The organism is Novosphingobium mangrovi (assembly GCF_022818885.1).
Lineage (GTDB): Bacteria > Pseudomonadota > Alphaproteobacteria > Sphingomonadales > Sphingomonadaceae > Novosphingobium > Novosphingobium mangrovi.
On record NZ_JALHAT010000031.1, the window covers coordinates 17,486 to 43,851 of the forward strand.

Here is a 26,366-nt window from a genome sequence, read left to right on the forward strand (position 1 = left end):
GCCGGCTTCAGGCGACCAGCGCGCCGACCATGGCGCGCACCGTCTCGGCGCAGAAGGCCGGGTCCTCGACCGGGAGGAGATGGCCGCCTGCATGGCTCACCCGGCGCACCTCGCCGCGCGGAAAGACGCTTTCGCGCATCTCGCGAGGAAGGAGCGGATCGGTGCGGCCCTGGACCGAGGTGAGCGGGACGGCAGGGGGCGGGCATTCGCCGTCGCGCAGGCGCAGCAGGTCTTCGCGCAAGCGATCGGGGGCGGGTGTGGCCACCGGCGCGGTATCGCCGCAGGTTGCGCGAAATTCAGCCAGCACGGTCTCGGGGCTCTGCGTGAAACGGCGCAGCATGCGGTCGATCACGCGTACAGGGATACCGGCGCGTCCGGTGCGCGCGCTGAAACGGTCGAAGCCGTTGAAGGCGACGATGCCGACAAGACCCGGAGGCGGATTGGTCAGCACGCGCATGGTGCCGAAGCTGTGCGTCACGGCAAGGCAGGGGCCTTCGATCTCGGCCGGGGTGGGCGCGCCGAAGTAGCCTCGGTCGTCGAACACGTGCGCGTGCTCGGGCAGGAGGGCGGCGAGCGGCTCCCAGAAGGCGGCGTCAAAGCCCCAGCCATGGGCGAAGAGAAGGTTCACAAGGCGTCCTTGAGCGCGGTGAGCAGCGCGTCGATGTCGTCGGGAGAATGGGCGGCGCGCAGCGCGATGCGCAAGCGGCTCGACCCGGGGGGGACGGTGGGCGGGCGGATCGCCGAGACGAGGAACCCGGCCGCGTCGAGCCGGGCCGAGAGCGCGAGGGTCTCGGCCTCCGGGCCGATCACGGCAGGCACGATCTGGGTGCTGGAAGCGCCGCAGTCGAGGCCAAGCGCGCCGAGCCCTTCGCGCAGCCGCTCGCCAAGATCGGCGAGATGCGTGCGCTCGGCGTCCATGGAGGGCACGAGGTCGAGCGCGGCGTCGATGGCGCCGAGCACCGCAGGGGGCGGCGCGGTGGTGAAAATGAAGCCGCTCGCCGCGTTGACGAGGTAGTCGATGAGCACGCGCGAGCCCGCGACATAGGCACCAAAGCCGCCGAGCGCCTTGCTGAAGGTACCCATGACGAGATCGATACGCCCGGGTACGTCGCCTGTAAGACCCGCGCCGCCGGGACCCAGCACGCCGGTCGCGTGGGCCTCGTCGACATAGAGCGCGGCCTCGTGGCGCTGCGCGATGTCGGCCAGGCGAGCGAGGTCCGCGCGGTCGCCGTCCATCGAGAACACGCTCTCGGTCAGGATCAGGCGGGCAGGTGCCTCGCGGCCCTTGCTCTCCAGCAGCGTATCGAGGTGGTCGAGATCGTTGTGGCGAAAGCGCACCTGGCGCACGCCTGCACTGGCCAGTCCTGCGTGCATCGAGGCGTGGATCAGCCGGTCGGTGAAGACCATGCAGCCGGGCACTGCGGCCAGCAGCGCGGGGATGACGGTGGCATTGGCCTGCCAGCCGCTCGCAAAGACGAGCGCGGCCTCGGTGTGCTTGAAGCGGGCGATGCGCGCTTCCAGGGCCAGCTGCTCGGCGCTGGTGCCCGTGACGAGACGCGAGGCACCCGATCCGGTGCCGAGGCGCTGGGTCCAGGCGATGGCGCGTGCGCTCAGTTCGGGGTGGCGGGCCAGGCCGAGGTAGTCGTTGCTGGAGAAGTCGACGAGGATGCGCCCCTCGCGCACGATCCGGCCAGCGGCTTCGAGATGGGCCGGGCGCAAGGTGCGGCGCTGCCCGGCCGTGTCGATCCGCGCGAGGGCCTGTGTCAGAAAGGGGTCGAGCCGTGTCATCCTCGGTGCCGGTTATGGCAAGCAGGCCCAAGAGACAATGGCGCGGGCGGAACTTCCTGTTGCGCGGCCAGGCATCGCGGCCGCGTAGGGACCGTGAAATCGCGTCGTCCCAAGTGGTTGTCATCGGAACACCGCGTTCCGACATGGGTTGGCAAGGACATGGAAAAAGGCAGGCGGCCTGCGCCTGCCTGTCGCACCAGAACAGGAACGAACAGAATGAACGTCTTCATCATCGGTGCCGCCGGCAAGGTCGGTTCGCGTCTTGTCCCCCTGCTGGCCGAGGCGGGTCATGTGCCGCTCGCCATGCACCGCAAGAGCGAACAGGCGCAGATCCTCGCCGACAAGGGCGGCAAGCCGGTCGCGGGTGACATCACCGCGCTCAGCGTCGATGAACTGGCCGAGCGCATGGAAGGTGCCGATGCGGTCGTGTTCTCGGCCGGTGCGGGCGGGGCGAGCTACGAGCTTACCCAGGCGGTGGACGGTGACGGGCTGGTCAAGGCGGTCGCAGCGGCGCGCAAGGCAGGTGCGACGCGCTTCCTGCTGGTCTCGGCTTTCCCTGAGGCGGGGCGCGATGCCGAGCCCAAGGAGGGGTTCGAGAACTACATGCGCATCAAGAAGCTGACCGACGCGCATCTCTCGCAGAGCGATCTCGACTGGGTGATCGTGCGCCCGGGCACGCTCAGTTCCGAGGGCGGCGATGGCAGGATCGCGCTGGGCCTCGCGCTTCCCTATGGCAACGTGTCGCGCGACCACGTGGCGCAGGTGCTGGCCGGCATCCTCGAACGCCCGCAGCTCTCGCGCACGATCCTGGAGTTGACCGATGGCGATACGCCGGTGGGCGACGCGCTCGACGCAATGGTCTGACCGGGGTTTTGCCCCTGTCTAAACCCACAGCCCGGCGCGTTTTTCATACGGGATAGCGGTGAGGTGACGGGGGGGCGGGACGGACTGCGTGCGCCCTGCTTGTCGCTGCGGGGCACGATGCGCAACAGGGCCGCCAGCATACGCGGGGGAGGCCGTGTGTGCCTCTTTGTGCATACCCGAAAAGGATACGAACCATGTCGCACCGCCACATCCTCGCCCTAGCTGCTGCAGCCTTGGGCGGATCGCTGCTGGCCGCCTCGCCCGCTGCCGCGCAGGTCACCGCCGAGGCGAATGTCGCCAAGTGGAAGGGCCAGTGGGGCGGCGAGCTGGGCGTGGGCTACCCGATCCTGCGCGACGGCGGCTTCGCGGTGACGCCCTCGGTCGGCGCCTTCATCTACGACAAGGACCACCCGCGCTACACCTCGGACGATGGCGTGTGCTACCGCCGCATCGACGATGTCGCGGTGAACGACGACCATTGCGACGGCACCGGCCTCAAGGCCTATGGCCGCGTGGAAGCCAGCTACAGTCTGCCGATGGTCACGCTGGGCGTGGGCGCGCGCTACATGGGCGATTCGGTGCGCGCTTACGGCACGGCCTCGATGCCGGTCATGCCGATGCTCGATGCCAAGGTGAACGTGGGTGACGGTTATGTCGCAGGCGGCCTGCAGGCGCGCTTCTAAGAACACGATAGGGACCGGAACTTCCGGTTCTTGCGAACTGCCTGTCCCACCGCGCGCGGCCACCGAGGCACTTGCGGGGTGGGGCAGGTAGAAGAAAGGTTTCCGAGGGCCATCGCCCTCGGGCTCCCCGAACTGTCACCCCCACCTTTCGTGCGCGGCGTTGGTCGAGAATGGTGAGGTTCCCGATTCTGGGGTCAAGGGGCGATGGCCCCTTGAAATATCGTTCAACCTTCCAGCAGGTCGAGATAGGCAACGACGTCGTTGTCGGTCGCGATGAACAGGCCTTCCTGCGTCGCCTCGTCCTGCTGCGCGGCGATCTGCATGGCCTCGGTCAAAGTGCCGTAGAACAGCGTTTCGGCCGCGCCGCCCTCCATCGCATCGCTCAGGTGGTAGAGGCGCACGGTCGCCTCGAGGTAGGTCGTGCGCATCAGTCGGTGTCCTTTTCGCGGCGGGCACCCTCGACGGTGCGCTCGAGCCGGGCGATTTCGGTGGAGGTCTTCTCGCGCGTGGCCTTGCTGGCGCCATGACGGGCGCGCGCTTCCTCGGCCTGCGCGCGGGCATCGGCGCGGGCCTTCGCCTTGCGGGCCATGCGAAGGTTGACGATCTCGGCCATGTTAGGGGGGGCTTTTACGCCTCGACGGCGGCGGTTGTCACGCCCAGATCGGGCACGCCGACCGAGCGCTTGCCGGCAAAGTCGGTGCGCACCACGATCAGCCCGTCCTTTTCGAGGTAATCGAGCAGGCGCTGGATGCGGCGCGGCGAACTGGTGCCGTAGATCTTGGCGAGCCGGTCATCGTCGGGGCACGGCTCGTTGTCCATGGCCGCGCGGGCGATCACGTAGAACGGGGCAAGCGCGTCGTCCGGGACGTGCTTGGCCAGGTTCACAAGGTCGAACCAGCGTTCGTCCTCGGGGTCCTCGATCCCCGCGACAGCGGCGGCAAAGCCCCGGCGGAACATTGTCGCATCAAGGCTGCGCACCGAGATGCCCTTCATCCGGCAGCGGATCGTGAAGTCCTGAAACAGCGTGGTCGAGGACTGGAACAGGCTGTCCTCGTCCTTGGCCATCTCGTTCAGGATCTCGAGCATGGCGGCGCGATTTTCCTCCGGCTCGGGCTCGGGGCGTTCGGCACGCGGGGGCAGGGCCTCGGCGGCGGGGCCGGACGCGATGCTCTCGTCGAGCTCCTCCATTTCCATGCGGCGGCGTACCGGACGCACGAAGTCGGGCTTTTCCGGTTCGACGTGGAGGTTGTCGTGAAGCAGCTCGCGCATATCCTCCGTCGAGGCTTCGGGCAGCGGCATGAGACCGGGCGTCACCGACTTGGCGCCGGTCTTGACCGAACCGATCTGCGTCTTGACCGGGCGGCGCGAGATCGCCGGGCCCAGGCCCAGGAACTGGCCGCGTCCCAGGTCCCGGATTTCTTCGGCCTGGCGGCGCTCCATGCCCAGCAGGTCCGCCGCGCGGGCCATGTCGATGTCGAGGAAAGTGCGGCCCATCAGGAAGTTGGACGCCTCGGCCGCGACGTTCTTGGCAAGCTTGGCAAGGCGCTGCGTGGCGATGACGCCCGCAAGGCCGCGCTTGCGCCCACGGCACATGAGGTTGGTCATCGCGCCCAACGAAATGCGGCGCGCCTCCTCGGAGACTTCGCCTGCGGCGGCAGGAGCGAACATCTGCGCTTCGTCGACGACGACAAGCGCGGGGTACCACTGGTCACGCGGGGCATCGAACAGGGCGTTCAGGAACTGCGCCGCGCACTTCATCTGGCTGTCGATTTCCAGTTCGTCGAGCGCGAGCACGACCGAGGCGCGGTGCTGGCGGATGCGCGCGCCGAGCTTGACGATCTCGGCCTCGCCATAGGCCGCGCCGTCGATCACGACGTGGCCGAATTCCTCGGCCAGACTGACGAAGTCGCCTTCGGGATCGATCACGATCTGCTGGACAAGGCTGGCGCTCTCTTCGAGCAGGCGGCGCAGCAGATGCGACTTTCCGGACCCGGAATTGCCCTGCACCAGCAGGCGGGTCGCCAGAAGTTCCTTGATGTCGATCTCTGTCGGCTGGCCGTGTGGCCCGTCGCCGATGACGATATTCGCGCTCACGGAAGCCCTATTGGCAAATGCGGGTGGGGGGAGGCAAGGGGCGCTGGCGCGGTTTTCCAGAAGAGCGGCGGTTTCTTGCGGGCGAGGATTTGTTTTGACATAAAAATGGATCAATTGGTTCGGGGCGTAAGCCCCATGGGCCCACCGACCCGGAAAGGAACGCCATGCGCCTCGCTCTGATCGGAACCCCGCGCAGCCTGGGGGCGGTGCGCCCGGAATTGGGTGCGCTCCTGCCCGAGGATGTCGAGCGGATCGCCTTTCCCTCGCGGGTGGGAGTGTTTCCGTCCGATCCGGCGGCGCGCGACATGCAGGCAATCGGGCACTTCGAGGCAGGGCTCACTGCGGTGGAAGCAGGCGCCGATGCGCTCGTGCTGGATACGCTGGGTGACTATGGCCTGGCCGCCCTGCGCGCGGGTGCCGGCGTGCCCGTCGTCGGCGCGGGCGAGGCGGGCATGGCGCGCGCGGCGACGCTGGAGCGCTTTGCCATCGTGACGGTCTGGCCTGCCTCGATGAACTTCATCCCCTGCGACCTGCTGCGGCTCTACGGCCATGCCGGGGCCTGCACGGGTATCTACAACGTGGGCGAGGAGGCCGACCTGGCCGATCTCTCGGGCCCCGGTGGCTATCTTGGCCGGATCGGGGAGGGCGCAGGCGATATCCTTGCGCGTGTCCGCTCCACCATGGCGCGCGCGGTGACAGACGGGGCCGAGGCGATCCTCCTGGGCTGCACCTGCATGTCGCCGATCGCGGCACGGCTGGCCGAGGGGGCCCCGGTCCCGGTCATCAATCCATTGGCCGAGGCGGCGCGGCGGGCCGTGGACGCGGCGCGCGAAGGGACACCGTGCCCGGCGCAGACGGCGCGCCTGCCCGCCGTGCGCGCGATGGTCGATGCGCTTGCCGACCTGCCCGAGGAAGCCTGCCCGGTCTGCGTCCTGTCCGAGAGGCTTTGAAGGGCGGGGCAGCTGCCCCCGACCCCCGATCCCCGACCAAGGTCTATCGTCCCATGGTACAATTGGCGCATGGCGCCTCGCGTCCCAATGTGCCCTTCGAAAAATCGCGCAAGAGCGATGCGGTCAAGTTGGAGATATGGGGATGCTGGAACAGGCCATGAGCAAGTTCTCGGGCGCAACGCTTATCCGGGACAAGTTCGACAATTTCATCGGCGGCAAATGGGTCGCGCCTGTAAAGGGGCAGTACTTCGACAATGTCTCTCCCGTCACCGGACAGGTGGTGTGCCAGGTGGCGCGCGGTACGGCCGAGGACATCGAGCTTGCACTTGATGCCGCGCACGCGGCGAAGGATGCCTGGGGGAAAGCCTCCTCGACCGAGCGTTCGAACACGCTCCTGAAGATCGCCGACCGGCTGGAAGCGAACCTCGACAAGCTCGCACTGGTCGAGACCATCGACAACGGCAAGCCGATCCGCGAGACGACCGCCGCCGACGTGCCGCTGGCGATCGACCACTTCCGCTACTTTGCGGCCTGCGTACGCGCGCAGGAAGGCTCCATCGGCGAGATCGACCACGACACCGTCGCGTATCACTTCCACGAGCCGCTGGGCGTTGTGGGCCAGATCATTCCGTGGAACTTCCCGCTGCTGATGGCGGCCTGGAAGCTTGCTCCGGCGCTGGCGGCGGGCAACTGCGTGGTGCTCAAGCCCGCCGAGCAGACCCCGATGTCGATCCTGGTGCTCGCCGAGATGATCGCCGACATCCTACCCGCAGGCGTCCTCAACATCGTCAACGGCTTTGGCGTCGAGGCGGGCAAGCCGCTCGCCACCAACAAGCGCATCGCCAAGATCGCGTTTACCGGGGAGACGACCACTGGCCGCCTCATCATGCAGTACGCGAGCGAGAACCTCATCCCCTGCACGCTGGAGCTGGGCGGCAAGAGCCCCAACATCTTCTTCGAGGATGTGATGGCGCAGGACGACGACTTCCTCGACAAGGCGCTTGAAGGCTTCGCCATGTTCGCGCTCAACCAGGGTGAGGTCTGCACCTGCCCGAGCCGCGCGCTGGTGCACGAATCGATCTACGATGCCTTCATCGAGAAGGCGATCAAGCGCGTCGAGGCGATCAAGCTGGGCAGCCCGCTCGACCCCGCCACGATGATCGGCGCGCAGGCTTCGAACGACCAGATGGAGAAGATCCTCTCCTACATCCAGATCGGCAAGGATGAGGGCGCCAAGGTCCTCACCGGCGGCGAGCGTGCGCTTCACGAGGGCGACATGGCGCAAGGCTACTACGTGCAGCCCACCGTGCTCGAAGGCCACAACAAGATGCGCATCTTCCAGGAGGAGATCTTCGGGCCGGTGCTGTCGGTGACCAAGTTCTCGACCGAGGAAGAGGCGCTGAGCATCGCCAACGACACGCTCTATGGCCTCGGTGCCGGTGTCTGGACCCGCGACGGTACGCGCGCCTACCGCTTTGGCCGCGGCATCCAGGCCGGGCGCGTGTGGACCAACTGCTACCACATGTACCCCGCCCACGCGGCCTTCGGCGGCTTCAAGCAGTCGGGCATCGGGCGGGAAAACCACAAGATGATGCTGGACCACTACCAGCAGACCAAGAACCTGCTTGTCAGCTACAGCCCCAAGGCGCTCGGCTTCTTCTGATCCGAACGTTCTGGGCAAGCCCCCCAAGGAGCCCTGCAGAGCTCCGCTCCCGGCGCCCATCTCTCACTCCACCAGTCCAGTGGCGCCGGGTCTCTCGGGTCGGTGGGTGGCCCTCGGGTCATCCACCGTCTTTTTTTAGAGGCGAAGAAGAATAGGGATTTTTCAAGGGGCCATCGCCCCTTGACCCCCAAACCGGGCAACCTCACCCCTCTCCACTGCCAGTGCGTGCGTAAGGTGAAGTCGACATTTTTGGGAGCCCGAGGGCGATGGCCCTCGGAAATCGTCTTCTTTGATATTCAGGGAGCGCAGCGATGAGCGACACGACACCTCCCCCGCGCATTTGCGCAACCCCTGAGGCTGAGGACTGGATCCTGCGGCTGCGCGCGCAGCATGGCCCTCTCATGTTCCACCAGTCGGGCGGATGCTGCGACGGTTCGGCGCCGATGTGCTTTGTCGCGGGTGAGTTTCGCGTGGGCGGCCAGGACGTGCGTCTCGGCACGCTGGTGGGCGATACCCCGGTCTGGATCGGGGCGGCGCAGTTCGAGTACTGGCGCCACACGCAGGTGACCATCGATGTCGTGCCCGGGCGTGGTTCGGGCATGAGTCTGGAGGCGCCCGAGGGGGTGCGCTTCGTGATCCGCAGCCGTGTTTTTACCGATGCGGAGAACGCTGCGCTGGAGGCGGCAGGTGAGCCGCCGCGCGGCGATGCGGCGGTGCCCTGACGCATCGCCATGCGGGCGTCTGCGCCATGTCGCAAATCCCTTGGCCTGCGGGCTTTCCCGGCGTAAGACTAAGCTCTGCAAAACGATTGCACGGTTCTTTCCAGGCCGCGCAGGGTTGCAAGGGCCTCCCACCGAACGAGGAGGCCTGATGGGAGAGATAGTCAAGGCATGCAGATCCAGCTGGAGCATGGCGATACGCCCCTTCTGACCTGTTCTTCGCGCGCGGCCGATGTCGCCAGCGTCGTGGCTGACCTTGCCGCCGCTGTCGGCACGATGGAGCTGGCGGGCGCGCTCCTGTTCTGCTCCAACCGTTTCCCGCGCGATGAACTTGCCAAGGCCTTGCGCGAAGGGCTGCCCGGCGTGCCGCTGATTGGCTGCACCAGCGCGGGCGAGCTTACCGACCGGGGCTACGACACCGAGACGGTGGTGCTCGTCGGCTTTCCGGCAGAGAGTTTCTCGATGGTCTCGCTGCGCTTCGACGCGCTCGACCATTTCGACCCGCAGGAAGCGCAGGGCGCGATCCGCCAGCTTGTCGCTGGGGCACGGCTCGATCATGCTGCGGTCCAGGACGTGCATCAGGTCGCGCTGTTCTTCGTCGATGGCCTCTCGCACCGCGAGGAACTGCTGACGATGACCGCGCAGCACGCTCTGGGCGATATCCAGCTGATCGGCGGTTCGAGCGGGGATGGCCTCTCCTTCAGCCAGACCGGGGTCCTTCACGAAGGTCGCTTCCATGGCGACTGCGCCGTGATCGCGGTGCTTACCAGCCGCCGGCCGATGCACGTCTTTTGCGAAAGCCCCTATCGGCCGGGCCCCGCGCGTATGGTCATCACCGAGGCCGATCCCCAGACCCGCACTGTCTACGAGATCAACGCCGCGCCCGCCGCCGAGGAATATGTGCGCCTCACCGGGCAGGCGCCGGAGACGCTGGACGCGCACTTCTTCGCCGCGCACCCGCCGATGGTGCGCACCGGCGGGCAGTACCACGTGCGCTCGATCCAGTCGGCCAACCCGGACGGCTCGCTCACCTTCTACTGCGCCATCGACACCGGCGTCGTCCTCACCATCGGCGAGCCGATCGAGCGCATCGCCTGGATGAACGAACTGATCGGAAAGGTGTCCCAGCGCATCGGCACGATCGATCACGTCATCGGCTTCGACTGCGTGCTCAATCGTCTGGACGCCGAGGACCGGCAGATCGTGCGCGAACTCTCCCGGCTCTACGTCGACAACAAGATCATCGGCTTCAACACCTATGGTGAGCAATTCCTCGCAGCGCACATGAACCAGACCTTCAGTGGTCTGGCGATAGGGCGCTGACCCGGGACGGGAGACACAGGAGCGGGAGAGAGACCGGCCATGCTGCGCGAAAAGGCGGGGGAGACACCGGCGACAGGGGCGAAGGCCCCGGAGGAGCCGACCGAAGACCGGGACGCCGAGCTCGAACGGCTGCGCACGCGCGTGAAGCAGCTGGAAAAGATCAACGCCGCGCTGATCGACCGGGTGGAGCGCTCGACCGACCTGCAGGGCGGGGCCTTCTCGATGTTCGAGACGGCGATCTCGCTCGAAGCGATGGTGCGCGACCGCACCGGTGCGCTCGAGATCGCGTTGGAGCGATTGAACACGGTCAACGCTGAACTTGCGCAGGCCCATGCCGACGCGACGGCCGCGCGTGTCCTCCTGCGCGATGCCATCGAATCGCTTTCAGATGGCTTTGCCCTGTTCGACGATGAAGACCGGATGATCCTGTGCAATCGGGCCTTCCTGAAGATCTTCCCCTATTTCGAGGCGATCTCCGACCGCGCGCCGGAATTTTCCGAACTGGCCTCGCGGCTCGCGCGCTCAGGCGCGACAGTGGCCTCGCGCGTGGCGCCCGAGCGCTGGCTGAAGGACCGTGTTGCGCAGCATCGCCGCGCGCAGGGAGCCCATGTCCAGGCACTCTCGGACGGACGCTGGATCCAGATCAACGAGCTGCGCACCAGCCAGGGCGGGACCGTCGGGATCTACACCGACATCACCTCGGTAAAGGCCGAGGACGCGCGCCAGCGCGCGCGCGAACTGGCTGAACGCAACCTCGCGCTGCAGGCCACGCTCGACACATTGTCCGAAGGCGTATGCCTGTTCGATGCGACCGGGCATCTTCAGGCCTGGAACGAGGGCGTCCTCGCGATGCTGGGCCTCGAAGGCGAAGCCGGCGAAGGGGCGCCCGAGATCGAGAACCACGAAATGCTGCGCAGCTGGTGCCTCGAACGCCAGGGGCTCGACCGGGCCGAGGCGCTCGACTGGCGCGAAGAGGGCGAGGCGCGCTCGCTCGGCCAGCTCGAAACGATGTGCATGATGGGCGAGCGCCATGTGGTGATCCGCTCGGTGCCACTCAAGAACGGGGGCATGGTCTTCACCTTCGATGATGTCACCGACCATGTCCGCTTCCAGCGCTCGCTGACCGAGACCGCCGAGACGCTGGAACGGAGGGTGGAGGAGCGCACCGCCGAACTGGTCGAGGTCAACCGCCAGCTGGTCGATGCCAAGAACGAGGCCGAGACCGCCAACCGCTCCAAGACGAGCTTCATCGCCTCGGCCAGCCACGACCTGCTCCAGCCGCTGAACGCGGCGCGCCTGTTCGTCTCGGCGATGGACGGTATGGCCATGCCCGAACGCGCGGCGAGCCTTGTCCAGCAGGCCTCGACCGCGCTCGATTCGGTGGAAGAGTTGTTGGAAGCCCTGTTCGAGATCTCGCGCCTTGATGCCGGGGCCGTCCAGCCCGAGATCCAGCCGCTCGCGCTCGACCCGATCCTGACGGCGCTGCGCATCGAGTTCGCCCCGCTCGCCCAGGCCGGGGGGCTCGACTTCGCCATCCCCGAGACCGACCTGTGGGTGCGTTCCGACCCGCGCCTCTTGCGCCGGGTGCTGCAGAACTTCGTCTCCAACGCGATCCGCTACACCGAGGAAGGGCGCGTCTGCGTGGAGGTGACGCACACCAAGGATGAGGTCAGCGTGCGCGTGCGCGATACCGGGCCGGGCATCGCCGAAGAGGACTGCGCGCAGATCTTCGAGGAATTCCGCCGGGTCGGCAAGACGCAGAAGATCCCGGGCAAGGGGTTGGGGCTGGCCATCGTGCGCCGCGTGACGGCGGTGCTGGGGCACGCCATCGAACTGGAAACCGCGCCTGGGCAAGGGGCCTGCTTCACGATCCGCGCGCCGCGCTGCGCGCCCGAAGCGCGTGCGCCCGAATTGCCCGCCAGCGCGCAAGGCTCGCGCGCGGAAGAAGGCGGGCTGGTGCTTGTTGTCGACAATGACCCGGCGATCCTGCGCGGCATGGAGGCCCTGCTGGAGAACTGGGGGCTTGATGTCGTGGCGGTCCCGGATCCGAGCGATCCGGCGGCTGTCGCCGCGCTGGAGCAGGGGCCGGTCCTGATGATCGTCGACTTTCACCTCGACGAGGGGCGCACGGGCGATGAGGCGGTGGCGATCCTGCGCGGCCAGACCGAGCGCGAAATTCCGGCCATCCTGATCACCGCCGACCGGGGCGACGAAGTGGCCGAACTGGCCGCAGCGCAAGGGCTGCCCGTGCTCAACAAGCCGGTAAAGCCAGCACGCCTGCGCGCACTGCTGCGCCAGCTCGACGTGCTCTGATCGCTCAGCTCAGCGCGGCGAAGGCGGTGCGCCAGTCTTCGGGCAGCGGGGTCGGGCGGCGGCTGTCCCGGTCGACATAGACGTGGGTGTAGTGCGCCTCGGCGGCAGGCGCGTCCTCGCCTGCGACGAAGAGGCCGAGGTGATAGGTGACGCTGGAGGAACCGAGCCGCGCCACGCGAAGGCCCACCTCCAGCTTCTGCGGAAATTGCACCGAGACGGCGTAGCGGCACCCCGTCTCCACGACGAGGCCGATGGGCCCTGTCGGCGCCTCGCTTTCGAGGTCGAGCAGGCCCGCCTCGATCAACCAGGTGTTCACCACCGTGTCGAACCACGAATAGTAGACCACGTTGTTGGCGTGGCCATAGATGTCGTTGTCGCGCCAGCGCGTGGCGACGGGGACAAAGGCGCGGTAATAGGCGCGTTCGCGCAAGGGTTCACGGCTCATGCGAGGGGGCTACCAGCCAATCTGTCCAACGCAAAGAGACGCAAGGCCGCTTGTCGCCCTGCGGAAGGCTGCGGCTTTCCCGCGAAGCGGGTACTTAAAAAGAGGATCAGAAGGAATTTTCCGAGGGCCATCGCCCTCGGGCTCCCCAAACTGTCTAGCTCACGCTCCGCGCGCTGCCTTGGCTGAGAAAGGTGAGGTCGCCCAGTTTGGGGTCAAGGGGCAATGGCCCCTTGAATCAATCTTCTTCTTACTACCCGCGAAAGCCGATCTTTCCGGCCATGATCACGGCCTGCGTGCGCGAAAAGACGTTCATCTTCTGCAGGATTGCGGAAACGTGCGCCTTCACCGTCGTCATCGAGACGTCGAGTTCGAAGGCGATCTGCTTGTTGAGACGGCCGGCGACAAGGTGGCCCAGGACCACGCGTTGCTGGGGGGTGAGCGTTTCGATCCGGGCGCGGATCATGTCTTCCTCGGCGGCCTGGGTCTCGTCGCATTCGAGTTCGGGCATGTAGATCTCGCCCGAGAGGACGAGTTGCAGCGCCTCGACGATGGCCGTGCGCTTGAGCGACTTGGGCACGAACCCGGCGGCCCCTGCGGCGAGTGCGTCGCGCACCACGTTGCGGTCGGTGACGCCCGAGACCATGACCACGGGGGTGGCCGGAAAACGGTCGCGCAGCGCCTCGAGGCCGGAGAGATGCGAGACATCGGGAATGTTGAGATCGAGGAGGACAAGGTCGACATCGTCGGCTGTGTCCAGCGCCTCGAGCGCGCTCTGCAGGCTGTCGGCCTCCAGAATTTCGCAGGTGGGAAAGGCGTCGTCGAAGATCGAGCGCAGGCCATCGCGCACGAGCGAATGGTCGTCGACGATCAGGACCTTGTCGGGGCTCGTCAGTTCGCCCATTGCGCGTTCCATTCCTGCCAGTGCGTTCATGTTCCTATCCCGGGGAGGGAGGGAGCGCCAGCCTCGGGATGATCCCTTGTGCCAGCGCTCCGGTTACCGTTCTGTTGCGTCTTACTTGGGCAGCTTGAACACCCAGAGCATGCCGCCCTGGCTGATGTCCTTGAAGGTCTTGGCGACTTCGCCGCCCCACAGCGGCACCGCGCCGCCCCAGCCCGACATCACCGCGACATACTGTTCGCCATCCTGCTCCCAGGTGACGGGCGAGCCGACCACGCCCGAGCCGGTCTGGAACTTCCACAGTTCGGTGCCGGTCTTGGCGTCGAAGGCCTTGAGATACCCCTCGGGTGTGCCGGTGAAGACGAGGTTGCCCTTGGTGGTGAGGACGCCGCCCCAGAGCGGGGCTGCGTTCTTGTATTCCCACACGATCTTGCCGGTCTTGGGGTCCATCGCGCGCAGGGCCCCGATGTGGTCGTCGGCGATCGGCTTGATGGTGAAGCCTGCGCCGAGGTAAGCCGCGCCCTTCTTGTAGGCGATGGGCTCGTTCCAGATGTCCATGCCCCAGTCGTTGCTGGGGATGTAGAACAGGCCGGTGTCCTGCGAATAGGCCATCGGCATCCAGTTCTTGCCGCCCAGGAACGAGGGCGAAGAGAACACGACCTTGCCTTTCTCCGCGCCATTGGGGGCGCCGGGGCGGCCCTCGCCGATGTAGTTGGGGCGGCCGGTCTTGAGGTTGATGCCGTCGGCCCAGGTCGTCTGCATGACGAATTTGTGCGCGCCCAGCAGCTTGCCGTTGGTCCGGTCGAGTACGTAGAAATAGCCGTTGCGGTCGGCCTTGGCGCCCAGCTTCATCGGCTTGCCGTTCATCGTTGCGTCGAACGGAATGAACTCGTTCACGCCGTCGAAGTCCCAGCCGTCGTGCGGAGTGGTCTGGTAGTGCCACTTGATGACGCCGGTGTCGGCATCGATGGCGAGCGTCGAGGAGGTGTAGAGGTTGTCGCCCGGGCGCAGGTGGCTGTTCCAGGGGGCCGGGTTGCCGGTGCCGAAGTAGAGGAGGTTGGTGCCCGGATCATAGGTGCCGCCCAGCCAGGTGGCGCCGCCGCCGGTCTTCCACAGATCGCCTTCCCAGGTCGCGTTGAGCTTGCCGGTCATGCCGTTGGGCGCACCGTTCAAGGTGCCCATGTGGCCCTCGATTACGGGGCGCTCCCAGACCAGCTCGCCAGTGTCGACGTTGCGGGCCTGGACCGCGCCGACCACGCCGAATTCACCGCCCGAGTTGCCGGTGATGACCATGTCCTTGACGATCAGCGGGGCGGCGGTGGCCGAGTATCCTTCCTGATAGTCGGCGGTCTTCTTGTTCCAGATGACCTTGCCGGTCTCGCGGTTGAGCGCGATCAGGCGCGCGTCGAGCGTGGCAAAGATGATCTTCTCGCCGTGGATCGCGGCGCCGCGGTTGACGACGTCGCAGCAGGGCATGATGCCGTCGGGGAGGCGCGCGGTGTATTCCCACTTCTTTTCGCCGGTGCGCGCGTCGAAGGCGAAGAGGCGCGAATAGGAGCCGGTGACGTAGATCGTGCCGTCATAGACCAGCGGCTGGGCTTCCTGCCCGCGCTGCTTCTCCCCGCCGAGTGAGGCGGCGAAGACGGGGACGAGCTTGCTGACGTTGTCCGAATTGAGCGCGTCGAGGCCGGAGAAGCGCTGCTGCCAGGGGCCCATGCCGTAGCTCAGAACGTCGCCCGCGCTGGCCGCGTCGTTCATCAGGTCGGAGCTGGTGGGCCCATGGTGGTCGGCCAGCGCCGGGGCTGCGACCAGTGCGGTGGCGGCCGCAAGGCCGGCCAGAAAATGTGAAAAACGCCGCTTCATCCTATCCCTCCGTTATTGGGGTGACCTCGCCGGGGATTCGTTGCTCGGGATGTGCCCCCATGATCTCCGGTCGTCGGCGGTCAGCCTAGACCTCGCAGGGGCGCAAACAATTGCACCTTGGGATGAGGGGTATGGCGATAGGGTGTGCGCCAAGTCCCGGGAAAGTCCCGATTCCAAAGCGGCCAGGTGGTGTGTGGGAGGGTTCCGGGACAGGCACGGGAGGGGACGGTTCGGGGGGCGCCGGTCGCAGTCGGCACCCCCGTCCCCCCGTTCACGCTGCGCTCTGGCTCGCCAATGCGGGCTGCCAGTTCACACCGTGCCTGGAAAACAGGGCGGCCATGCGGCCATCGGCGATCATCGCGTTCATCTCGTCCTCGAGCGCGAAGCCGAGCGAGCGCGAGTTCTCCTTGACCGCGATGCCGATGTCCCAACCCGGAGAGAGCATCATGGGCAGGGGCCCATGGCGCTTGCGGATGCCCGCCTCGGGCGCGTCGGCCATGGCGGCCTCGATCTGCGCGCGGCTGGCGACCGCGAAGTCGGCCTCGCCAGTGCCGAGCGCGGAGATCGCCTCGTAACCGGTGCGTTTGTGGACGAGGTCGCGCGTCAGGACCCCTCCGGCATGGCCGAGAAGGTAGAAATCGGGGATCGAATCGAGTTCCGCCGCGATCGGGTGGCCCTTGAACTGCGCGGGCACGACCTCGCAGTTGCCCGCATCCGGGCTGCAGGCCGCACCGAAACTCTCGCGGTAGTAGGGGGCCATGAAGACGACGTTGTCCTCCTGCTGCATCAAGGTGCGGTCGAAGGGGACGTGGAGCATGACATCGCAGGGCTGGAAGCCGAGGAGGCCTCCGCGCCAGACCACGTTGCGCAAGTCGTCGGAGACTTCCTCGTCGGCAATGAACAGCGCGATGTCGGCGCGAAGGCCCAGGCTCTCGGCAAGCGCGCGGGCAAGGTCCGCGTCGATCCCGGCAGGTTTGCCGCCGTCATCCCAGGACCAGGGCCGGTTGTCGGTGTAGAGCCCGACGCGCAGCACACCAGCCTCGCGCACCTTGGCAAGCGGGGCGGCCCAAAGCGACGAAGGCCGCAGGGCCGCTGGCATGGCCAGCGCCCCTGCGGCGGCGAAAAGGCTCTTCAGGAGAGTCCTGCGACCACTCTCCATTGGCTTACTCGTCGGTGTACTTGGTTTCGAGCCAGGCGCGGATCGCCCAGCCTGCCTTCTGGCCCAGCACCTCGCCGAAGGGCGGCATGTAGACCTTGCCGTCGTGGCTGGAGCCGTTGCGGTAGCGCTCGACGAACCATTCATCGCCCGAAGGGCCGAGTTCGAGGTAGCGCAAGTCGGGCGCAATGCCGCCCGAAATGGCTTCGAGGCCATGGCAACGCGCGCAGTTCTGACCATAGGCGCTCTCGCCGATGGCGATGGCCTTGGCGTTGCCCGAATAGGGGTTCTCGGCGATCCAGGTGTCGTTGCCGCCCTCGATGTCGGGCAGGGCGGAGGTGTCGACCGCCTGGGGGGTCACGTTGCCGTGGGCGAGCAGGCTGGTGCCCGCGGTGAGCGAAGCAATGGCCGCCGCCGCGACCAGGGCCGCGCGGCCTGTACGTATCGTCATGGTGTCAGTCATCCTCTGCGACCTCAGGGCTCGGTCAAGCGTCCCCGAATGCTGTCCATGATCTAGCGCAAGCCTTTAACTTTCCCCAATTGGACCATGGTACAAGACCAAGGTGCAATGGGCCCGGAGCGCGCAAATGCCTAGGTTTGCACGGCTAATGGAGAGGAACATGGACATGTCACCGAGCCGCGCGTTCACAGCGTTTCTGACCCTTGGAACCGCGCTTGTGGCAAGCGCCCCGGCCAGCGCGGGCACGCGCGCCTATATCAGTAACGAGCGCAGCTCGACGGTCTCGGTCGTCGATCTGGAGACGCGCGCGGTCGTGGCCGAATGGCCGGTCGGCCAGCGCCCGCGCGGGATCGCGCTGACACGCGATGGCAAGTACCTCCTCATCTGCGCCAGCCTCGACAACGCGGTGGAAGTGCGCGACCCGGCGACGGGTGAGCTTCTGCGCACGCTCCCCTCGGGCGCGGACCCGGAGCAGTTCTTCCCGGCCTTCGACGGGCGCTACCTGTTCGTCGCCAACGAGGACAACGCGGCGGCCACCGCGGTCGATCTGGTGGAAGGCAAGGTCGCTTGGCAGGTCGCGGTGGGCGAGGAGCCCGAAGGCATCGCGCAGAGCCCGGACGGCTCCTGGCTGCTGGTGACGAGCGAGGAGGATAACACCGTCGCCTGGGTCGATGTCGCCAGCCACGAGGTCCGCCTGGAAATGGAGACCGACGCGCGCCCGCGCCATGTCGAGTTCACGCCCGATGGCGCGCAGGTCTGGATCGGCGCGGAAATGGCGGGCACGGTCCACATCGCCGATGTCGCAACGCGCACGATTACGCGCACCATCGCCTTCGCGCCGCCCGGTGTCCCGGCCTACAAGGTCATGCCCTGCGGCATCCGCTTCACGCCCGATGGCAGGACCGCGTTGGTCGCGCTGGGACGCGCGAACGCGGTGGCGGTGGTCGATGTCGCGAGCGGGGATGTGCGCGGTTATGTCCCCGTGGGCGAACGGCCCTGGCATCTGGCGATCCTGCCCGATGGCGCGCGCGCGCTTGTCGCCAACGGGGCAAGCGACACGCTCTCGCTCATCGACATTGCTGCACGGGAGGTCATCGCCACGATCCCGGCAGGCAAGGGCCCCTGGGGCGTCGCGCTGGGTCACTGAGGGCGCGGTTCGCACCGAAGCGGGGCAGTTCGTCCCAAAGTCCAATTTCGCACATTTCCATCCGCTCCCATGCTGAGAACAGTCGCAGGAATAGACGACACATAAACCTCAGGAGGGGATGAACGATGATCGGCAAGATCATGCTGCGCAGCACGGCTGCGCTGGGGGCTATCGCCATGTCCACGACGCCGGTCTTCGCCGGTACGGGCGAGACCCTGCTCAAGCGTCTGCACGAAAAAGGTATCCTGACCGACGAGGAGTACAACGAACTCCTCGCCGAAGAGGCCGCCGAGGCCGAAGCCACGCCTGCTCCGGCGGTGGCGGTGCAGGGCGGCGAGGTCGACACCGGCCTTCTCGTCAAGCGGACCCAAAGCGGTATAGGCTTCGAAGTCGGCCCGGCCACGATCCAGTTCGCAGGCTCGGTCAACGGCTTCTACGTCCACGACAATCCCGATACGCCCTCGGCCACCACGTCGGTCGTGGGCGGCATCGCCAGTGTGGGCACGAAGAATTCGAGCGCGGTGCGCAACGGCCTTCTTCCCGGCTTCCTGACGGTCTCGGTCTCCACCCAGCAGGCGGGCTGGGACATCAACGCCTTCTTCGGCCTCTATCCCGGCATCAACTCGGCCGCCTGGGGGACGCTGGGCGCCAACAACGGCGGCCAGCCCACCGCGCTCGCCACCTCGGGCATCGACGCGCGCCAGACCTATATGAGCTTTGGCAAGGCCAGCTTCGGCACGGTCAAGCTGGGCCGCGATATCGGCCTGTTCGGTTCCGACGCGATCCTCAACGACATCACGCTGCTCTCCTCGGGCTCGCCCGGCGGGAACGTGGCGCCCGCCAACACGACGCTGGGCCGCATCGGCTCGGGCTACATCTACACCGATTTCCAGCCGCAGATCACCTATACCAGCCCCAAGCTGGGCGGTTTCCAGGCCGCGGTCGGCGTGTTCCAGCCGCTCTCCTCGCTGACCGGCCCGGCGCAGGCGAACTCCGAGCCCGGCTTCCAGGGCAAGCTCACGTATGACGGGCAGTTCGGCGGTGTGGCGGCGCACCTGTGGGCCTCCGGCATCACCCAGAAGCACGACATGCTGACCGGCGGCGATTACACCGGGCGCGGGCTCGACATGGGCGCCAAGGTCACGGCAGGCCCCATCGCGGTGACCGGCTACTACTACACCGCCAAGGGTCTGGGCACGACCGTGCTGGGCCTGTTCGACACCGATGCGCAAGGTAATCCGCGTTCAAGCGATGGCTTCTACGTCCAGGGACTGGCCACTTTCGGCAAGTTCGCGGTGGGCGGAAGTTATGGCGAGAGCTCGCTTGACTTCGCCAACCCGGCCGATGCGCTCGCCAACCCCGATCTCGTCAAGACCAACTCCAGCTACGTAGGCCAGGTGCGCTACAGCCTGACCAGCTGGGTGACGCTGATCGGCGAGTATATCCACTCCAAGGCCGAAGCCCATTCGGGCAATGAGGCCGAAAGCGATGCGCTCGCCATGGGCGGCATCCTCTTCTTCTAGGCGCTTTCCCCGAGGCACCACCGAACCGGGGGCGCTGTGCGTCCCCGGTATCTTCCCGGAAGGCCGGTTGTCCTCATGACAGGCCTTCCGGGATCACATTGCCCAGACATACCCCACCTCGTCACCCGGAAAAGGTCGCAGCCATGGATGACTTCACCCCCAAGCGGCGCGCCTGCGCTGCGCAGACGGCTGTCGGCGCGCTGGCGCTGGCCCTGCTTTCTTCCACTCTCGTTGCATCCCCCGCCCACGCCGAGGATGCGGACGACGCCGCGTTCGCGGGCGAGATCCTCGTGACCGGGCGTGGTCTTTCCCAGACGCCTGGACGCCCGGCCTACTCGGCTCGCACCCTGGAACGCCGGGACATCATCTCGTCGGCCTCGGGCCGGGTCGAGGACGTGCTCTCCTCGGTCGCGGGCTTTCAGCAGTTCCGCCGCTCGGACAGCCGCTCGTCCAACCCGTCCGCGCAAGGGGTGACCTTGCGCGCGCTCGGGGGCAACGCCACCAGCCGCGCGCTTGTCCTCCTGGACGGGGTGCCGATGGCCGACCCTTTCTTCGGGTATATTCCGCTCACCGCGCTTTCGCCCGACACGCTGGGCACAGTGCGGGTGACGCGGGGCGGGGGCTCGGGCCCCTTTGGCGGCGGCGCGCTTTCGGGCACGATCGAACTGGAAAGCGCAGGAGCAGAGCAACTGGGCCTCCTCACCGCCAGTGCCCTTGGCAACCAGCGCGGTGAAAGCGAACTGAGCGCGGCCGTTGCGCCCCAGCTGGGCCGCGGTTTTGCGGTCCTCTCCGGCCGCTGGGACCGGGGCAAGGGCTTCTGGACGACCCCGCGCGACCAGCGCGCCGAGGCGAGCGTGCGGGCCCGCTACGAATCCTGGTCGCTGTCCTTGCGCGCCGTCGCCCCCATCAGCGAGGACGTGGAGCTGCAGGCGCGCGGCCTGATCTTCCGCGACGATCGCACCTTGCGCTTTGCCGGCGCTGACAGCGCGAGTGAGGGGCAGGACGCGAGCCTGCGCCTCGTCGGGCGCGGCGCCTGGCAGTTCGACGCGCTGGCCTATGTCCAGGCGCGCAATTTCGCCAACACGGTCATTTCGTCGAGCCGCTTCACCCCCGTGCTCGACCAGTACAAGACCCCCGCGGCGGGGATCGGCGGCAAGTTCGAGCTGCGCCCGCCCATAGGCGATGCGCATACCTTGCGTCTTGGCACCGACTGGCGGCGCTCCTCGGGCACGATGAACGAGATCGCGATCAGCGCCTTTTCGGGCAACGTGACCGAGCGGCGGCAGGCGGGCGGGGTGAACAGCGACCTCGGGTTCTTCGCCGAGGACGACTGGCGCCTTGGCGCGCTCACCCTCACTGGCGGCGTGCGCGCCGACCGCACGGTCATCTCAGGCGGCTATTACGCGACGCGCGATGCGCAAGGAACGCCGACCGGGCGCACCGACTATGCCAGACAGGCCGACTGGACGGTGACCTGGCGCGGCGGCGCGCGGCTGGCGCTGAGCGAGGCGCTGGCCGTGCGCGGAGCGGCCTATTCGGGCCTGCGCATGCCCACGCTCAATGAACTCTACCGGCCCTTCGTGGTCTTCCCGGTCGTGACCCAGGCCAATGCGCAGCTGCGCAGCGAGAAGCTGGAGGGCTACGAGGCCGGTCTCGATCTGACGCCCATGTCGGGGATGACGTTCACGTTGACGGCCTTTGACAACCGGGTGAAGCACGCCATCGCCAACGTCACGCTGGAGGCCAACCTGCGCCAGCGCCAGAACCTGCCCGCCATCGATTCGCAGGGAATCGAGCTGGGCGCCCATATCGCGCACGGGATCGTGCGGTTCGACGGTTCGCTGCTGTGGAACGAGAGCAAGGTGGATGGGCAGGGCGCCTCGGCTGATCTGGATGGCTTTCGCCCCTCGCAGACCCCGAACTTCGCCGCTTCGGCCACACTCGGACTGGTGCCGGGTGAGGGGTGGCGCCTCGCGGCGACGCTGCGCCATGTCGGCGCGCAGTACGAGGATGACCGGGAAAGCAACGTGCTGCCCGCCGTCACCACGCTCGACCTCTTCGCGCAGATTCCGCTTGGCGGGAAGGCCAGTCTGGTGCTGCGCGCCGAGAACGTGATCGACGAAACCATCGTGACGCGCAATCAGGGAGGGTCTATGGATCTGGGGGTGCCCCGCACGCTGTGGGCGGGGCTGCGATGGGGGATGTGAGGCCATGGGGACGGTACGCTACAACGCGGGTGCGCGCACGCTGCACTGGCTGATCGCGCTGCTGATTATCGGTAACATAGCCGGCGGCCTGCTGCATGAGGCGCTGGACGGGGTCATCTCGATCATGCCGCTGCACAAGGCGGTGGGGATGAGCGTTCTGGTCCTTTCGCTGGTGCGGCTGGGCTGGCGCATGGCCTGGACCGCGCCCGCCTACCCCGCGACGATGACGCGGGCCGAAGTCGGCCTCGCGCATCTGGTCCACGTCGTGCTCTACCTCTTCATGATCGCGATGCCCCTGACGGGCTGGATCATGTCCTCGGCCAGCCCCTATCCGCTGACCTGGTTCGGCCTGTTCGACATCCCGCGCCTGCCGGTGGTGAAGGACAGCCTGCTCGCAGGGCTCGGCCACGAAGCGCACGAGATCGGCGGCTACCTCCTGATCGCGCTTGTCGCCGGCCACGCCCTTGCGGCCCTGCGCCACCATTTCATGCTCAAGGACGATATCCTCAAGCGCATGCTCTGAACGGCGATCCGTATGTAAGCGATTGCATAAGTGATTGCATATCAACTTTTCTTGTCTGCTCCGGTGGCACTGACTTAGGGTGTCGCAACGGTGCCGGTCGTGACCTGATCGACGCGCCGCGTCATCGATGGCGCGCGCGTGGGACGCGCGGGGATCCGGTGAGCGACAAGGAGAGTGCGAGGACATGATTTTCCAGGCCATGACTGCGGCCGTGCTGGCTGCCCTGGTGCCCATGACGGCCTTTGCGCAGATCAAGGATATCCGCAGCTATTCATCGGTTCCGCCCGAAAACCTGACATCCATCATGGTCCTGGGAACGCCGCATCTCAGCGCTCTTGAGGATGTCACGCCCTCGCACGTCGAAACGGTCGTCGACCAGATTGTGGCCGCGAAGGCGCGCGTCATCGGCATAGAGCGCCTCTCCGCGCTTGAGATCGTGACCATGCAGGCCAGCCCTGTCCTCGCACCGGCCCTCGAGCAGTTCGTGGGGCCCAGATTGCTGAAAATCGCCGCTGCCGCCCAGTCCCGCACGGGCATGGGCGCTCTCGAAGCCGCAGAGGTGACCTCTGCGTGGACGAGCGGGTCTGAAGGTCTGACCCAGGAGGAATGCCTGGAGCGGCTGGAGATCGCCCTGGCTGCCTACCAGCCTGAAACGGCCCTGCTCTATCGAGAGCACCTCCCTGCAAATGCGATTGATCAGGATGCGGCGCGCTATCTCGACACGCACCGTACCTCGATGAACGAGCGGGTGAGCGTGGCCTTGGCCGCGGCCAGGAGGCTGGGCCTTGTGAAACTCTGGTCGATCGATTCGCACCTGGACAAGCGCCTGATCCTGCCCCGAATGAAGGAGCTCCAGGCCGCCTTTGCCAAGGCGCCGCCGGTCACGCAGATGCCGCATTTCGTGGAACAGGAAGAGATCACGAACCGCGCTATCGCAAAGGGCGACCTTCTGCCTCTCTATTGCCATATCAACGCGCCCAGCTTTGGTGCTGCGGATGTGCGCGGCCAGTTCGACTTGCCCAATCGCATGGAGTTCGAGGGCGATATGGGGCGTATTCGGGAGGCCGCCTGGGATGAGCGGAACCACCGCATCGCCGCGCATGTGCGCCACGCCAGCGCCTCGGCGGTCGGCGGGGCGATGGTCGTCCTGATCGGGGTGGGCCACAAGCCGTTCCTCGACGAGCTTCTCCTCACCAGCCTCGACAGCACCACGCAAAACGAAGTCCTCGCCTGCGATTGACGACTGCCCGTCAGGGCCATGGCCGGGACTTTTCAGAGGGCAGGCAGTAGCTCGGCTTCCAGCGCGGGGTAGAGGTGGCTGACGCTGCGCTCCAGTTCATAGCGCGCGGCCTTGAGCGGGGCGAAGCGGGGCGGGATCGCCGCGCGTCCGGCCTCGACCATCGACAGGCCGCTGGTCACGGCTTCGCGTAAGGAGGTCTCCAGCCAGTCCAGCCAGTCCCAGGTCTGCGCGATGGCGCGTGCGCCCGTATCGGGCGGGCCATGCCCGGGCAGGAGCTGCCGGTGGGGGAGCGCCTGCAGTGTCTCCAGCGCACGGCCCCAGCGGCCAAGGTCGGCGTGCGGCGTGGACGGCGCACGGTCGTGGAAGACGAGATCGCCGGTAAGCAGCGTGCCCGTGGCATGGTCGAGCAGGGCGAGATCGCCTCCGCTGTGCCCGTCCAGCGCCAGAAGCTGGAAGGTGCGCCCGCCAAAGGTTGCTTCGCCTGCGGTCACATCGCCCCGGGGCAGCGCGATCTGGGTGCCCTTCATCCAGTCGGCAAGCAGGCGGTACATCGCATCGGAAAACCCCTCCACGTCGCGCAGCAGGCCCTCGCGCGTGGCGGGAAGGGCATGGACGATGGCGGGATCGAACGCGGCCGCGCCCATCGCGTGGTCGGGGTGGAGGTGGCTGACATAGACACGTGCGACCTCGCGCCCGGTCGTGCGCCGCGCAAGCTCTGCAAGCGCCGTCCCATGGGCGAGCGAGACACCCGGATCGAACAGCACGGTCCCCGCATCGGTTGCCAGGAACGCGCTGTTGGCAATGGCGCCGCCGTTCTCGAACAGGATCGGTGCGTCGGCGCCGCGCACCATCCAGATCCCCTCACCAAGGGCCTCGGCCCGGGGGGCATAGCTCCCGGCGAACACTTCGGCCCCGGCAAGAGTGGGGACAAGGGCAGGGACAAGCGCGGGCAGCGCCATGGCCCCTGTCACCACGTGGCGGCGAGAGAGGGTCATGGCGTGGACCCCGCGATCAGGGCCTCGAACTCGCGGCCCGAGGTGTCGCGCGCAATGACCCGGTAGCGCGCCTCGCGCCCGGCCAGGAGCAGTGTGAAGGCCGGGTCCTCGGCTACTGCGCCCGAGACGGCGACATGGGCACGTTCGCACCCGTCCTCGCCCAGCACGCGCAGCGTCTCCAGGTTGTAGGCGGGAATGTTCTCGACAAGCCCTGTGTCCATCGGGTGGCGCAAGGTCAGGCGCAGGCGCGTGTCTTCTCCTTCGGCCCAGGTGCGCCCACGCATGTCGCCCAGGTGCTCGGCCCAGTCGCCTTTCACCCGGCTGACAGGTGGCGCGGAGCAACCCCCGCCTGCGGCATCGATCCACTGCCCCGCGACATGCCAGGTGCCGTCCGTGGCCTGCACCGCGGCGCGTACCGGAGTGCGCTGGTCGAGCTTGATGCGCGTTGCGAGGAAGGCGTGCCCGGACAGCGGACGGTAGTCGATGGCGAGCGGGATCGGGTTGAGATCGGCAAAGATCAAGAGGCGGGTGACATCGGGCACGCCGCGCGCATCGACCATGACCGGGAAGACGCGCTGGTTCTCGGCAATGCTCGGTATCGCGAGTCCCACCTGTTCATCGAAGACGACACGCGCGCCTGCGAAAAGGCGCTCGGCATGATAGCTCCACATCGGCGAGCCGAGCGGATCTGTGGGCAGGTCCGTTGCCGTTGCCGCACGGGCCGGGGCGACCTGGCCCATGAGGGCCGAGAAAAGAGCAAGGCGCTTCATACCAATGGGCAATGTAGGCAGGCGCCGGGCCTTCCCATATTGCACCTTGGACCGAGACGGGAGGCACGATGGCAAGGCGCACGTGGCAAAGGGGAATGGCACTGGGCGCGCTCGCCCCGGCCCTGCTGACGCTGGCCTGTACGCCCTTGCCCGGTCGGCCTTCGCCCGAGCGTGCTCTGTCCGAAGAGGGCCTTTTCGATGGGGAAGGCTACCGCATCGCGCGCTTCCGAGCCCCGGTCGCGCGCGCTCCCGCTCCGGCACGGCAGATGGCACAGGCTGAGGTGCTGGCGTTGCAGCCTGGGCGCGATGCGCTGTTCCTCGATGTGCTGCCCGTGGCGAGCGGCTGGCGCGATCCGGCGACGGGGCGCTGGCACCTTTCCGAAACCCACCGCACTGTGCCCGGCGCGCTCTGGCATCCTGAGACGGGGTGGAGCCCGCCCGATGTGCGGTTATGGGGTGCTCTGCGGGACACCATCTCAGAGGCGCGCCGCGAGGACGTGCACTTGCCCGTCATCGTGTTCTGCCGCTCGGATTGCTGGATGAGCTGGAACGTTGCCCGCCGCCTCGCGCGCGAGGGCGTGGGACAGGTCTACTGGTACGAGGAGGGCATCGAGGGCTGGCACGCGGCAGGCCGTGAGCTGGTGGAAGTGGCGCCGGTGACCGTGCGGCCCTGATTTGAAAGGGCGCAGGAAGGTCGGTCCGAGGGCCATCGCCCTCGGGCTCCCCGAACCAGGCGACCTCA

25 protein-coding genes are annotated in these 26,366 nt (G+C 67.2%); 13 read left to right on the plus strand and 12 right to left on the minus strand.

The annotated features are described in order from the left end of the window. Positions 1-7 precede the first annotated feature (7 nt). On the minus strand, positions 8-628 hold the full coding sequence (locus MTR65_RS15175) for an alpha/beta fold hydrolase (protein WP_243801650.1): 621 nt from the start codon (positions 626-628) through the stop codon (positions 8-10). Continuing rightward, a complete protein-coding gene (bioF, locus tag MTR65_RS15180) occupies positions 625-1,788 on the minus strand; it encodes an 8-amino-7-oxononanoate synthase (RefSeq protein WP_243801651.1) in 1,164 nt (387 codons plus the stop codon). The genes MTR65_RS15175 and bioF overlap by 4 nt, the downstream gene beginning before the upstream one ends. Positions 1,789-2,004: 216 nt before the next feature. Here bioF and MTR65_RS15185 point away from each other — a divergent pair, with 216 nt between their 5' ends. Then, positions 2,005-2,652: an NAD(P)H-binding protein gene (locus tag MTR65_RS15185; RefSeq protein ID WP_226637587.1), complete on the plus strand. Its 648-nt coding sequence runs from the start codon at positions 2,005-2,007 to the stop codon at positions 2,650-2,652. 194 nt (positions 2,653-2,846) lie between these two features. Next, entirely contained in the window at positions 2,847-3,335 is a 489-nt protein-coding gene (locus tag MTR65_RS15190; RefSeq protein ID WP_052322158.1) for a hypothetical protein, read from the plus strand. Positions 3,336-3,559: 224 nt separating this feature from the next. Here MTR65_RS15190 and MTR65_RS15195 read toward each other — a convergent pair whose 3' ends face one another. Genes MTR65_RS15195 through MTR65_RS15205 form a run of 3 tightly spaced genes read right to left on the minus strand, consistent with a single transcriptional unit; the run spans position 3,560 to position 5,429 of the window. Beyond that, the gene (locus MTR65_RS15195) at positions 3,560-3,763 is read right to left on the minus strand and encodes a hypothetical protein (RefSeq protein ID WP_243801654.1); all 204 of its coding nucleotides are present in this window, start codon (positions 3,761-3,763) and stop codon (positions 3,560-3,562) included. Beyond that, on the minus strand, positions 3,763-3,948 hold the full coding sequence (locus MTR65_RS15200; protein ID WP_243801657.1) for a DUF4169 family protein: 186 nt from the start codon (positions 3,946-3,948) through the stop codon (positions 3,763-3,765). Before MTR65_RS15200 ends, MTR65_RS15195 begins: the two co-directional genes overlap by 1 nt. A gap of 14 nt (positions 3,949-3,962) precedes the next feature. After that, positions 3,963-5,429 (minus strand): helicase HerA domain-containing protein, encoded by a 1,467-nt coding sequence (locus MTR65_RS15205; RefSeq protein WP_243801659.1) that lies wholly within the window; start codon positions 5,427-5,429, stop codon positions 3,963-3,965. A gap of 164 nt (positions 5,430-5,593) precedes the next feature. On the opposite strand from MTR65_RS15205, the gene MTR65_RS15210 reads away from it, so the two are divergent. The 5 genes from MTR65_RS15210 (at position 5,594) to MTR65_RS15230 (ending at position 12,397) form a co-directional block, all read left to right on the plus strand. Beyond that, positions 5,594-6,379 carry an aspartate/glutamate racemase family protein gene (locus tag MTR65_RS15210; RefSeq protein ID WP_243801661.1) on the plus strand — a complete coding sequence of 262 codons (786 nt, stop codon included), beginning with the start codon at positions 5,594-5,596 and terminating at the stop codon, positions 6,377-6,379. Between the two features lie 142 nt (positions 6,380-6,521). Next, on the plus strand, positions 6,522-8,042 hold the full coding sequence (gene adh / locus MTR65_RS15215; RefSeq protein WP_226637574.1) for an aldehyde dehydrogenase: 1,521 nt from the start codon (positions 6,522-6,524) through the stop codon (positions 8,040-8,042). Between the two features lie 311 nt (positions 8,043-8,353). Next, positions 8,354-8,764 carry a DUF779 domain-containing protein gene (locus MTR65_RS15220; protein ID WP_243801664.1) on the plus strand — a complete coding sequence of 137 codons (411 nt, stop codon included), beginning with the start codon at positions 8,354-8,356 and terminating at the stop codon, positions 8,762-8,764. 168 nt (positions 8,765-8,932) lie between these two features. Next, entirely contained in the window at positions 8,933-10,084 is a 1,152-nt protein-coding gene (locus MTR65_RS15225) for an FIST N-terminal domain-containing protein (RefSeq protein ID WP_243801666.1), read from the plus strand. A gap of 39 nt (positions 10,085-10,123) precedes the next feature. Next, on the plus strand, positions 10,124-12,397 hold the full coding sequence (locus MTR65_RS15230; protein ID WP_243801668.1) for a hybrid sensor histidine kinase/response regulator: 2,274 nt from the start codon (positions 10,124-10,126) through the stop codon (positions 12,395-12,397). A 4-nt stretch (positions 12,398-12,401) separates the two neighbouring features. Here MTR65_RS15230 and MTR65_RS15235 read toward each other — a convergent pair whose 3' ends face one another. The 5 genes from MTR65_RS15235 to pedF form a co-directional block, all read right to left on the minus strand. Further along, on the minus strand, positions 12,402-12,842 hold the full coding sequence (locus MTR65_RS15235; protein ID WP_243801670.1) for an acyl-CoA thioesterase: 441 nt from the start codon (positions 12,840-12,842) through the stop codon (positions 12,402-12,404). Between the two features lie 250 nt (positions 12,843-13,092). Continuing rightward, positions 13,093-13,773 (minus strand): response regulator transcription factor, encoded by a 681-nt coding sequence (locus MTR65_RS15240; protein ID WP_243801672.1) that lies wholly within the window; start codon positions 13,771-13,773, stop codon positions 13,093-13,095. An 81-nt stretch (positions 13,774-13,854) separates the two neighbouring features. Continuing rightward, positions 13,855-15,603 carry a methanol/ethanol family PQQ-dependent dehydrogenase gene (locus tag MTR65_RS15245; protein WP_243801674.1) on the minus strand — a complete coding sequence of 583 codons (1,749 nt, stop codon included), beginning with the start codon at positions 15,601-15,603 and terminating at the stop codon, positions 13,855-13,857. Between the two features lie 271 nt (positions 15,604-15,874). Continuing rightward, positions 15,875-16,702, minus strand: coding sequence for a substrate-binding periplasmic protein (locus MTR65_RS15250; RefSeq protein ID WP_243801677.1), 828 nt, complete (start codon positions 16,700-16,702; stop codon positions 15,875-15,877). Positions 16,703-16,766: 64 nt separating this feature from the next. Next, the gene (gene pedF, locus MTR65_RS15255) at positions 16,767-17,210 is read right to left on the minus strand and encodes a cytochrome c-550 PedF (RefSeq protein ID WP_243801680.1); all 444 of its coding nucleotides are present in this window, start codon (positions 17,208-17,210) and stop codon (positions 16,767-16,769) included. 175 nt (positions 17,211-17,385) lie between these two features. On the opposite strand from pedF, the gene MTR65_RS15260 reads away from it, so the two are divergent. From MTR65_RS15260 to MTR65_RS15280, 5 genes are all read left to right on the plus strand, one after another. Next, a complete protein-coding gene (locus tag MTR65_RS15260; protein WP_243801754.1) occupies positions 17,386-18,366 on the plus strand; it encodes a PQQ-dependent catabolism-associated beta-propeller protein in 981 nt (326 codons plus the stop codon). Between the two features lie 125 nt (positions 18,367-18,491). Next, positions 18,492-19,889, plus strand: coding sequence for a porin (locus tag MTR65_RS15265; RefSeq protein WP_243801682.1), 1,398 nt, complete (start codon positions 18,492-18,494; stop codon positions 19,887-19,889). A 143-nt stretch (positions 19,890-20,032) separates the two neighbouring features. After that, on the plus strand, positions 20,033-22,096 hold the full coding sequence (locus MTR65_RS15270) for a TonB-dependent receptor plug domain-containing protein (protein WP_243801684.1): 2,064 nt from the start codon (positions 20,033-20,035) through the stop codon (positions 22,094-22,096). Between the two features lie 4 nt (positions 22,097-22,100). Next, entirely contained in the window at positions 22,101-22,619 is a 519-nt protein-coding gene (locus MTR65_RS15275; protein ID WP_243801686.1) for a cytochrome b, read from the plus strand. A gap of 184 nt (positions 22,620-22,803) precedes the next feature. Further along, positions 22,804-23,859: a DUF5694 domain-containing protein gene (locus tag MTR65_RS15280; protein ID WP_243801688.1), complete on the plus strand. Its 1,056-nt coding sequence runs from the start codon at positions 22,804-22,806 to the stop codon at positions 23,857-23,859. Positions 23,860-23,891: 32 nt separating this feature from the next. Here the strand turns inward: MTR65_RS15280 and MTR65_RS15285 are convergent, their stop codons facing one another. Together MTR65_RS15285 and MTR65_RS15290 are read right to left on the minus strand one after the other, a co-directional pair. After that, positions 23,892-24,854 carry a quinoprotein relay system zinc metallohydrolase 1 gene (locus MTR65_RS15285; protein WP_243801690.1) on the minus strand — a complete coding sequence of 321 codons (963 nt, stop codon included), beginning with the start codon at positions 24,852-24,854 and terminating at the stop codon, positions 23,892-23,894. Continuing rightward, positions 24,851-25,624: a quinoprotein dehydrogenase-associated SoxYZ-like carrier gene (locus tag MTR65_RS15290; protein ID WP_243801692.1), complete on the minus strand. Its 774-nt coding sequence runs from the start codon at positions 25,622-25,624 to the stop codon at positions 24,851-24,853. Before MTR65_RS15290 ends, MTR65_RS15285 begins: the two co-directional genes overlap by 4 nt. A 95-nt stretch (positions 25,625-25,719) precedes the next feature. On the opposite strand from MTR65_RS15290, the gene MTR65_RS15295 reads away from it, so the two are divergent. Next, positions 25,720-26,298: a rhodanese-like domain-containing protein gene (locus MTR65_RS15295; protein WP_243801694.1), complete on the plus strand. Its 579-nt coding sequence runs from the start codon at positions 25,720-25,722 to the stop codon at positions 26,296-26,298. Positions 26,299-26,366 lie beyond the last annotated feature (68 nt).

Bases quoted from the DNA above. Each gene is read 5' to 3' on its own strand.
- MTR65_RS15250 (WP_243801677.1), bottom strand. From the start codon at position 16,702: ATGCCAGCGGCCCTGCGGCCTTCGTCGCTTTGGGCCGCCCCGCTTGCC.
- pedF (WP_243801680.1), bottom strand. From the start codon at position 17,210: ATGACGATACGTACAGGCCGCGCGGCCCTGGTCGCGGCGGCGGCCATT.
- MTR65_RS15230 (WP_243801668.1), top strand. From the start codon at position 10,124: ATGCTGCGCGAAAAGGCGGGGGAGACACCGGCGACAGGGGCGAAGGCC.
- MTR65_RS15275 (WP_243801686.1), top strand. From the start codon at position 22,101: ATGGGGACGGTACGCTACAACGCGGGTGCGCGCACGCTGCACTGGCTG.
- MTR65_RS15285 (WP_243801690.1), bottom strand. From the start codon at position 24,854: ATGACCCTCTCTCGCCGCCACGTGGTGACAGGGGCCATGGCGCTGCCC.
- adh (WP_226637574.1), top strand. From the start codon at position 6,522: ATGCTGGAACAGGCCATGAGCAAGTTCTCGGGCGCAACGCTTATCCGG.
- MTR65_RS15185 (WP_226637587.1), top strand. From the start codon at position 2,005: ATGAACGTCTTCATCATCGGTGCCGCCGGCAAGGTCGGTTCGCGTCTT.
- MTR65_RS15270 (WP_243801684.1), top strand. From the start codon at position 20,033: ATGGATGACTTCACCCCCAAGCGGCGCGCCTGCGCTGCGCAGACGGCT.
- MTR65_RS15225 (WP_243801666.1), top strand. From the start codon at position 8,933: ATGCAGATCCAGCTGGAGCATGGCGATACGCCCCTTCTGACCTGTTCT.
- MTR65_RS15295 (WP_243801694.1), top strand. From the start codon at position 25,720: ATGGCACTGGGCGCGCTCGCCCCGGCCCTGCTGACGCTGGCCTGTACG.
- MTR65_RS15240 (WP_243801672.1), bottom strand. From the start codon at position 13,773: ATGAACGCACTGGCAGGAATGGAACGCGCAATGGGCGAACTGACGAGC.
- MTR65_RS15210 (WP_243801661.1), top strand. From the start codon at position 5,594: ATGCGCCTCGCTCTGATCGGAACCCCGCGCAGCCTGGGGGCGGTGCGC.
- MTR65_RS15280 (WP_243801688.1), top strand. From the start codon at position 22,804: ATGATTTTCCAGGCCATGACTGCGGCCGTGCTGGCTGCCCTGGTGCCC.
- MTR65_RS15265 (WP_243801682.1), top strand. From the start codon at position 18,492: ATGATCGGCAAGATCATGCTGCGCAGCACGGCTGCGCTGGGGGCTATC.
- MTR65_RS15220 (WP_243801664.1), top strand. From the start codon at position 8,354: ATGAGCGACACGACACCTCCCCCGCGCATTTGCGCAACCCCTGAGGCT.
- MTR65_RS15290 (WP_243801692.1), bottom strand. From the start codon at position 25,624: ATGAAGCGCCTTGCTCTTTTCTCGGCCCTCATGGGCCAGGTCGCCCCG.
- bioF (WP_243801651.1), bottom strand. From the start codon at position 1,788: ATGACACGGCTCGACCCCTTTCTGACACAGGCCCTCGCGCGGATCGAC.
- MTR65_RS15260 (WP_243801754.1), top strand. From the start codon at position 17,386: ATGTCACCGAGCCGCGCGTTCACAGCGTTTCTGACCCTTGGAACCGCG.
- MTR65_RS15195 (WP_243801654.1), bottom strand. From the start codon at position 3,763: ATGCGCACGACCTACCTCGAGGCGACCGTGCGCCTCTACCACCTGAGC.
- MTR65_RS15200 (WP_243801657.1), bottom strand. From the start codon at position 3,948: ATGGCCGAGATCGTCAACCTTCGCATGGCCCGCAAGGCGAAGGCCCGC.
- MTR65_RS15235 (WP_243801670.1), bottom strand. From the start codon at position 12,842: ATGAGCCGTGAACCCTTGCGCGAACGCGCCTATTACCGCGCCTTTGTC.
- MTR65_RS15190 (WP_052322158.1), top strand. From the start codon at position 2,847: ATGTCGCACCGCCACATCCTCGCCCTAGCTGCTGCAGCCTTGGGCGGA.
- MTR65_RS15245 (WP_243801674.1), bottom strand. From the start codon at position 15,603: ATGAAGCGGCGTTTTTCACATTTTCTGGCCGGCCTTGCGGCCGCCACC.